This is a genomic window from Paenibacillus sp. 598K (assembly GCF_003851045.1).
In the GTDB taxonomy this organism is placed as follows: domain Bacteria; phylum Bacillota; class Bacilli; order Paenibacillales; family Paenibacillaceae; genus Paenibacillus_D.
Genome location: NZ_BFBX01000050.1, coordinates 21,083 through 27,209, shown reverse-complemented (window position 1 = coordinate 27,209; position 6,127 = coordinate 21,083). Strand labels below are relative to the sequence as shown.

Below are 6,127 nucleotides of genomic sequence, written 5' to 3'. Positions count from 1 at the left end.
CCTGCCATACATAGTATTCAAAAAACCAATCCGCCCAGTCCATCCCGAGAATCGCGTAGCCATACGTTCCCTTCGCCGGATCGATCAATTGCTGCGCCGCCTCGCCGAACGATTCCCAGTCCTTGAAGGCCTCCGCCGGGTCGATGCCGGCATCAGCGAACATCTGCTTGTTGTACATGAGCCCGGTGACGTACATATCGTTGGGGACGCCATAGATTTTGCCGTCGACCGTCGCTGCGTTCAAGGAAGAGGGCAGGTAGTTGTCTTTGCCGTCGAAGCTGTTCCACAGCTCGGTAATATCGGCCGGGATGCCTTGGGCAATATACGACTCCATGTCCGGATACGGCGTTTTGTGAAGATCGGGCTGCTCGCCGCCGGCCACGGCCGTCATGAATTGCTCCCGTTCCTTCTCCTTGGTCGGCTCGATATGGTTCACCTTGATATGGGGATATTGCTGTTCGAAGTCGGCGAACAGCTCCTCCATAAACGCTTTGCTGGCCATATCTGCGCTTGGTTTGTCCCATACGGTAATCTCGACGATTTCGTCCTGCTTGGGCGCGGAGGATTCATTTGCATTCGCTTGATTGGTGGCGGCTTCGTTGCCTGTACCGTTGCCCGTATCATTGGCGACGCCGCTCCCGCCTCCATTTCCGCAAGCGGCGGACAACAGGGCGACAGACAGCAACAATGTGGGTACTGCCGTTTTTCGGGTCGTTTTTTTCATGCTTCTCGGTGCTCCCCCTCGTGTGTATTGATTTGCTTAAGCCTTATTATAGGGTGGCTGCTGTCGGGGTTTAAGCGAATATCTTAAGGCATTGCCGCCAAAAACTATGAAATTTTCATCCTTGCCGCGACCGCTCCCGATACTGCTTGGGCGTCTCTCCATACCGCTTGCGGAAAACGCTGGCGAAGTAGGCGGCATCCTCGATGCCTACCCGCTCGCCGATCTGATGCACCTTGAGCTCGGTGTCCCGGAGCAGCCGCGCCGCCTGTTCCATACGGGCCGAGGTCAGATAGTCGATGAAGGTCTCGCCGTAGGTTTCCTTGAAGCGCTTGGAAAAGTAGGTCGGATGGATCGCGAATCGCTCGCCGATCGCTTGCAGCGACAACGGCTCTGCATAATGCGTCGCGATGTAGGCGCGGACGAGCTCCATTATTTCCTTGCCTGACGTGTCGCTTCGTCTCGACAGCCGGCCGATCACGGTGGAGGCCAGCTCGCGCATCCGTTCTTCAATCTCGGCAAAGGACGTCACCTGCTGCAGCCAGCGCAGCAGATCATCCATCTCGCCGATCGTCCACTCCGCGTCGGCGGCATGCGCGAGCAAGTACTTGTTAAACAGCAGATACAGATCGACGCAGAACCATTCGACCTGCACGAAGACCGAATTCGGGTCCTGCGCGATCGCTCCTAGCCGCCGCTTGATCCAGCGGAGGATCTTGTCCGACTCCATCCGTTGCAGCCACTCCTCCAGCAGCTTCGCATCCTCGCTCAGGATGATCGATTCGCGATTTGCCTTGTAGGGGAGCGCGCCGCTCGCATAGCCGACACGACTGCCGCCGTGGATGACGGCATTGCGCGCCAGCTGCCTGGCTTCGCGATACACCTCTTGCAGGCCGTCGGCCCGACCCGCCAGAGGTCCGATCCCGCCGACGACGTCCAGCTTCAAGTAACGGCGGATACCGTAGGCGATTGTCTCGGCAGCGGACAGCGCCATCGCCCGCTGCTGCGACGCGTTTAGACCGAATACATAGATGAATTCGCTGCGATTCATCAGATGGTGGACGGTCAATCCCGCGATGCTCGCCTCCTTGAACCCTTGCGTCACCATATTTTTGACCGCGTACCAGACCAGCTCCTCCTCATCCTCCCCGAAGGAGAGATGCGGCAATCGCACAGGCCCGACCTGGAACACTGCAATGGACAAGGAGGCGCTTCGGCTGGCGATATCGCTTAGCGCCGGATCATCGATCAGCCCCTCGTCCTCGCTCAGGAATCGCAGCAGCGCTTGGTTGCGCGCCGCCTCCTGACTCGACTCGGCCAGATGCTTGAGCGCCATCACCTGCTTGTCCCGATGATCCTCTGCCTGCTGTCGCTCCAGCAAGCGGCTGATCGCCTCGTATAACTCCTCGTCCTCCACCGGCTTCAGCAGATAATGGCTGACACCGTACCGCATCGCCTGCTTGGCATAGTCAAAGTCGTCGTATCCGCTAAGAATGATATAGTCGAGTCGCGGCAGCAGCTCCTTGGCGCGGCCGATAAACTCCAGTCCGTTCATGTCGGGCATCTGGATGTCGGTAATGACGATATCGGGCTGTACCTGCTGGAGCAGTCTGAGCCCGGCTACGCCGTTGTCCGCCTCGCCCGCGCACAGGAGCGGCAGGCCGGTCTGCCGGATTTTGTAGATCAGTCCTTGCCGGATAATCGGTTCGTCGTCGAGCACGATGTATTTCATGATGAGGTTCCTCCGTTCGCAAGTGTACGCTTGATCGTCAGGGTGAAGGCCGTTCCGTAAGCTTTGCTGCTCTCCCATGCGATGCCGCAGTCGTCGCCATAGAGCAGGCGGATGCGCTCTTGCACGTTGAGCAGCCCGATCGACGAGCGATCTTCGAACGTTCGGCTGCTGTGTCCCGTATCGTAGAGGCGCTCGCGCAGCCACGCCATCCGCTCCGGCTCGATCGGCGCGCCGTTGTTCCAGATTTTCAGCTGCACATAGGTGTCATCGTCGGCATACACCTCGATACGGACCATGCCGAGCTCGCTGCTCCGACTGACGCCATGCAGGATGCTATTTTCCACGATAGGCTGGAAGAGCAGCTTCGGGATCGGCATCTGCTCGAGCCCCGGCTCCACGTAGATCAGATAGTCAAACTTTTGATCGAAGCGGATTTTTTGGATGGACAGATACAGTCTGCTTTGTTGAATCTCCGCCTCCAGCGTGGAGATATCCTCGCCGCTGATGTTGTAGCGGAACATCTTGGCGAGCGAGCGGCTAATATAGGCGACGCGCGTGTCTCCTTCGATCGAGGAGAGGCTGTCGATGATGCCCAGCGTATTGTAGAGGAAATGCGGATTAATTTGCGATTGCAGCATTTTGATCTCGGCGTTTTTCTTCAGCAGCTCGGATTCGTACACCTTGATGATCAGTCGATTGATCTCCTTGGCCATCCGGTTGAACGACGAGGTAATATACCCGAGCTCGTCATAGCTGCGGACGGGCAGACTGACCTCGTAATTGCCGACCTCGATCGCCTTCATCCCCTTGCTCAGCTCGCGCAGCGGCGTGATCGTCCGGGAGTAGAATACCCCGGCCAGCAGCATCGAGCAGACGAGACTGAGCGCCCCCAGGAGCAGCGTCCTGCGCGTGAAGTCGTCCACCGGCTTGGAGAGCTGGCGCATCGGGATCATCGTCACCAGCATCCAGTCGGTGCGATCCAGGTTGCCGTAGAGCACCAGCTCCTCCCCTGATCCCCGGTCCGCGTAGAAGAGCCCCTCCTGCACGCCCCTGATGGCTGCCAGTTCCTCGGCTCTGAGCAGCGAAGCGCCGCGCTCCTCGGGGAGGAGCGAGTGGATGACCGTGCCGTCCGTTTTGCTGATGATGTACGTCCGATTCGACTGCTCGCCCTCCACCTTTGCGAACCATTGCTCCAGCGACACGAACGACAGGTTGTACATCATGACCCCGATGACGGGCCCCGGGGAGGTCAGGGAGATGCTGCGGATCGCCTGCAGGAAAGTGAGGGTCTGCTCCGTCTGCAGATTGGGCCCGTAAATTTCCGACGATACCCAGACGCCCTTCCCATTGGCTTCGACGGCAAGCTGGGTCAAACGCTCCTTCTCTTCCGGCAGCATGTCCGGCGTCCCGTGGCCTGCGCGCATGGAGAAGCCTTCGAGCGGCTCGACCGAGACCGACCAGACGATCGGGTTGTCGTTGACGTAATGCGAAAATTTGCTGGAATAATTGCTGATCGCATCCGGATCGCTGCCCAACGTCTTCACGAAGCTCTGGAATTCGAAATCGCGAAAATAGGTCCAGGCAAACCGCCGGACATTATCCAGATGCGCATTAAGCGCATAGGCAGACTGCTGCGTGATACGCGCGCTCGACTCGACCGCTTGTCTGCGCAGATCCTCCGCCGTCCGAAAATAAAAATCGGTGATCAGCACGGAAACCGTGATGACCACAATTAAAAAAAACGTCAGCATCATTTTGCGGTACAGCGATTTGCCGAAATACCGGATCACCTTGCGGGTAAGCGCCTTCATTCTCTTCACCATCCGATGCCTTTGTCGTTTCATAAGCATTTTACAACAAAAGCCGAGCGCGCGCGCTAACAGATGTTAGCAGCGCGAAGCTGGCTCCGACAACATCGGACATTCTTATGCTATACTGACTTCACGACGATAGAGCTATGAAAGTGAGGTCCGTTAACGATGAGGTTGCCTTCGGCTTCGCCTCCCGACAGGAGCGCGACTCCCGTCCATACGCTGCTGCACGCCGAGCGTCATCTATGCATAGACAAGCTGGAGTGGCTGCTGCCACAGGCACATACGCTAGTCTGGGTCGAGTCCGGCATGGGGACGCTGACCGTGAACGGCAAGCGCTTCTCCCTGTCGGCCGGCGCTTGCTTTTACGCATGGCCGGGCATGGAGGTGGCGGCAGCGCCTTTTTTTAACGAGACGGTCCTCTATACCCTTACCTTCGAGCGATTGACTGGCCGGGCGGCTGAGGCCGATCAGATCTCGTACACGCGCTCTGCGCACGGCTTTGCCGGGTGGGGCGAGCTGACGCTCCCCGCAGGAGATCGGTTGCTCGCGCTCGCGCGCGAGCTGGCGCAGAAGTCCTCCGCCGAGGGAGAACGCCCGGCGGCCCGCCGCAGCTATCTGTTCCACACGCTGATGTACGAGCTGACGGTTGCCAATGAACCGCATCCGCTGCAGGACGGCAGCACCGATCAGATCATCCACGAGATCATGCAATATATCCAGGTGAACTACGCCAAGCCGTTGAAGCGCTCCGTGCTGGCACAGATGGCCGGATTGGCGCCGGAATACTTCTCCTTGCGCTTCAAGCAGGTTAGCGGCCTCAGCCTCACCGACTACATCGCCGCCTTGCGGATCAGACATCTGCAGGAGAGGCTGCTGTTCGACGAGACGCGACTGCATATCGCGGCAAGAGAGGTCGGCTACAGGGACGAGCATTATGCCAGCAGGCGTTTCAAGCAGGAGGTCGGACTCTCTCCTACCTCCTACGCGCAAGCGCCCAAACGCATCCTCTCGCTTAATCCTCACCTTACGCTGCACTTGCTCGCTCTGGGCATTATGCCTGTGGCTACCGTCTCCTATCCGTGGGGCTTCGGCGACTATGAGCATCAGCTGCGAGATGGCGGCTGCGTGTGCCGGGATTGGACGACAGCCTTCACCGACGAAGAGCTGGCAGCGCTGCAGCCCGAGCTGATCATCGGCATCGACGATCTGGAGCCCGAGCGTGTGCAAGCATACCGCCGACTGGCGCCGACCTTGGTGATCCCTTGGTACGGGCAGGATTGGCGCGGCCATCTCGCGCGACTGGCCCGGGTGACCCGCCGCACCGAGCAGGCCCAGTCGTGGCTGGCGTCGTTCGATCAGCGCTGCTTCGCGCTTCGCGAGCAGTTGCAAGCGCTGGATATCCTGCGGCAAAGTCTGCTGATCGTCAATATACGGGACGCCAGCTCGTTTATTTATTGCCATCGAGGCATGGGAACCCAGCTCGTCTACCATGAGCTGGGCTGGGCGATGCCGCTCGCTCTGCAGCAGCTCGATCTCGCAGGCGCTCCGCTTCCGATCGCGCCCGAGCAGATCCTGCAGCGCTTCCGTGCCGAGCATGTGATCCTCATTACCGAGCCGTCTCCCCAAGCCGTGGCCCGCACCGAGACGATGCTGTATGACTCCCGGTGGGAGAGCTGTCGCAGTCAGGGCATGCGCATCCATACAGCAGCGATGAGTCGATGGCACGGGTATGACCCGTTGTCCATCCTGTCGCAGTTGCAGGACCTGGAGACATGGTTCGATTTCAGCTTATCATAGTGCAACCAATGGCTTACGACAGCCTATGTATACCTCCTGTTATTTCTGGTATGCTTCTATTCG

At 58.9% G+C, this 6,127-nt stretch carries 4 protein-coding genes; 1 reads left to right on the top strand and 3 read right to left on the bottom strand.

The genetic code is table 11. The features are described 5' to 3' along the window. The 3 genes from PA598K_RS15925 to PA598K_RS15915 form a co-directional block, all read right to left on the bottom strand. The coding region (locus tag PA598K_RS15925; RefSeq protein ID WP_128657936.1) for an extracellular solute-binding protein at positions 1 to 724 on the bottom strand (724 nt) is incomplete at its 3' end. Between the two features lie 115 nt (positions 725 to 839). Continuing rightward, positions 840 to 2,453, bottom strand: coding sequence for a response regulator (locus PA598K_RS15920; protein ID WP_185602018.1), 1,614 nt, complete (start codon positions 2,451 to 2,453; stop codon positions 840 to 842). Continuing rightward, positions 2,450 to 4,264 (bottom strand): cache domain-containing sensor histidine kinase, encoded by a 1,815-nt coding sequence (locus PA598K_RS15915; RefSeq protein WP_185602017.1) that lies wholly within the window; start codon positions 4,262 to 4,264, stop codon positions 2,450 to 2,452. The genes PA598K_RS15920 and PA598K_RS15915 overlap by 4 nt, the downstream gene beginning before the upstream one ends. A gap of 168 nt (positions 4,265 to 4,432) precedes the next feature. On the opposite strand from PA598K_RS15915, the gene PA598K_RS15910 reads away from it, so the two are divergent. Next, the gene (locus tag PA598K_RS15910) at positions 4,433 to 6,064 is read left to right on the top strand and encodes a helix-turn-helix domain-containing protein (RefSeq protein ID WP_128657916.1); all 1,632 of its coding nucleotides are present in this window, start codon (positions 4,433 to 4,435) and stop codon (positions 6,062 to 6,064) included. Positions 6,065 to 6,127 lie beyond the last annotated feature (63 nt).

Bases quoted from the DNA above. Each gene is read 5' to 3' on its own strand.
- PA598K_RS15910 (WP_128657916.1), top strand. From the start codon at position 4,433: ATGAGGTTGCCTTCGGCTTCGCCTCCCGACAGGAGCGCGACTCCCGTC.
- PA598K_RS15920 (WP_185602018.1), bottom strand. From the start codon at position 2,453: ATGAAATACATCGTGCTCGACGACGAACCGATTATCCGGCAAGGACTG.
- PA598K_RS15915 (WP_185602017.1), bottom strand. From the start codon at position 4,264: ATGAAGGCGCTTACCCGCAAGGTGATCCGGTATTTCGGCAAATCGCTG.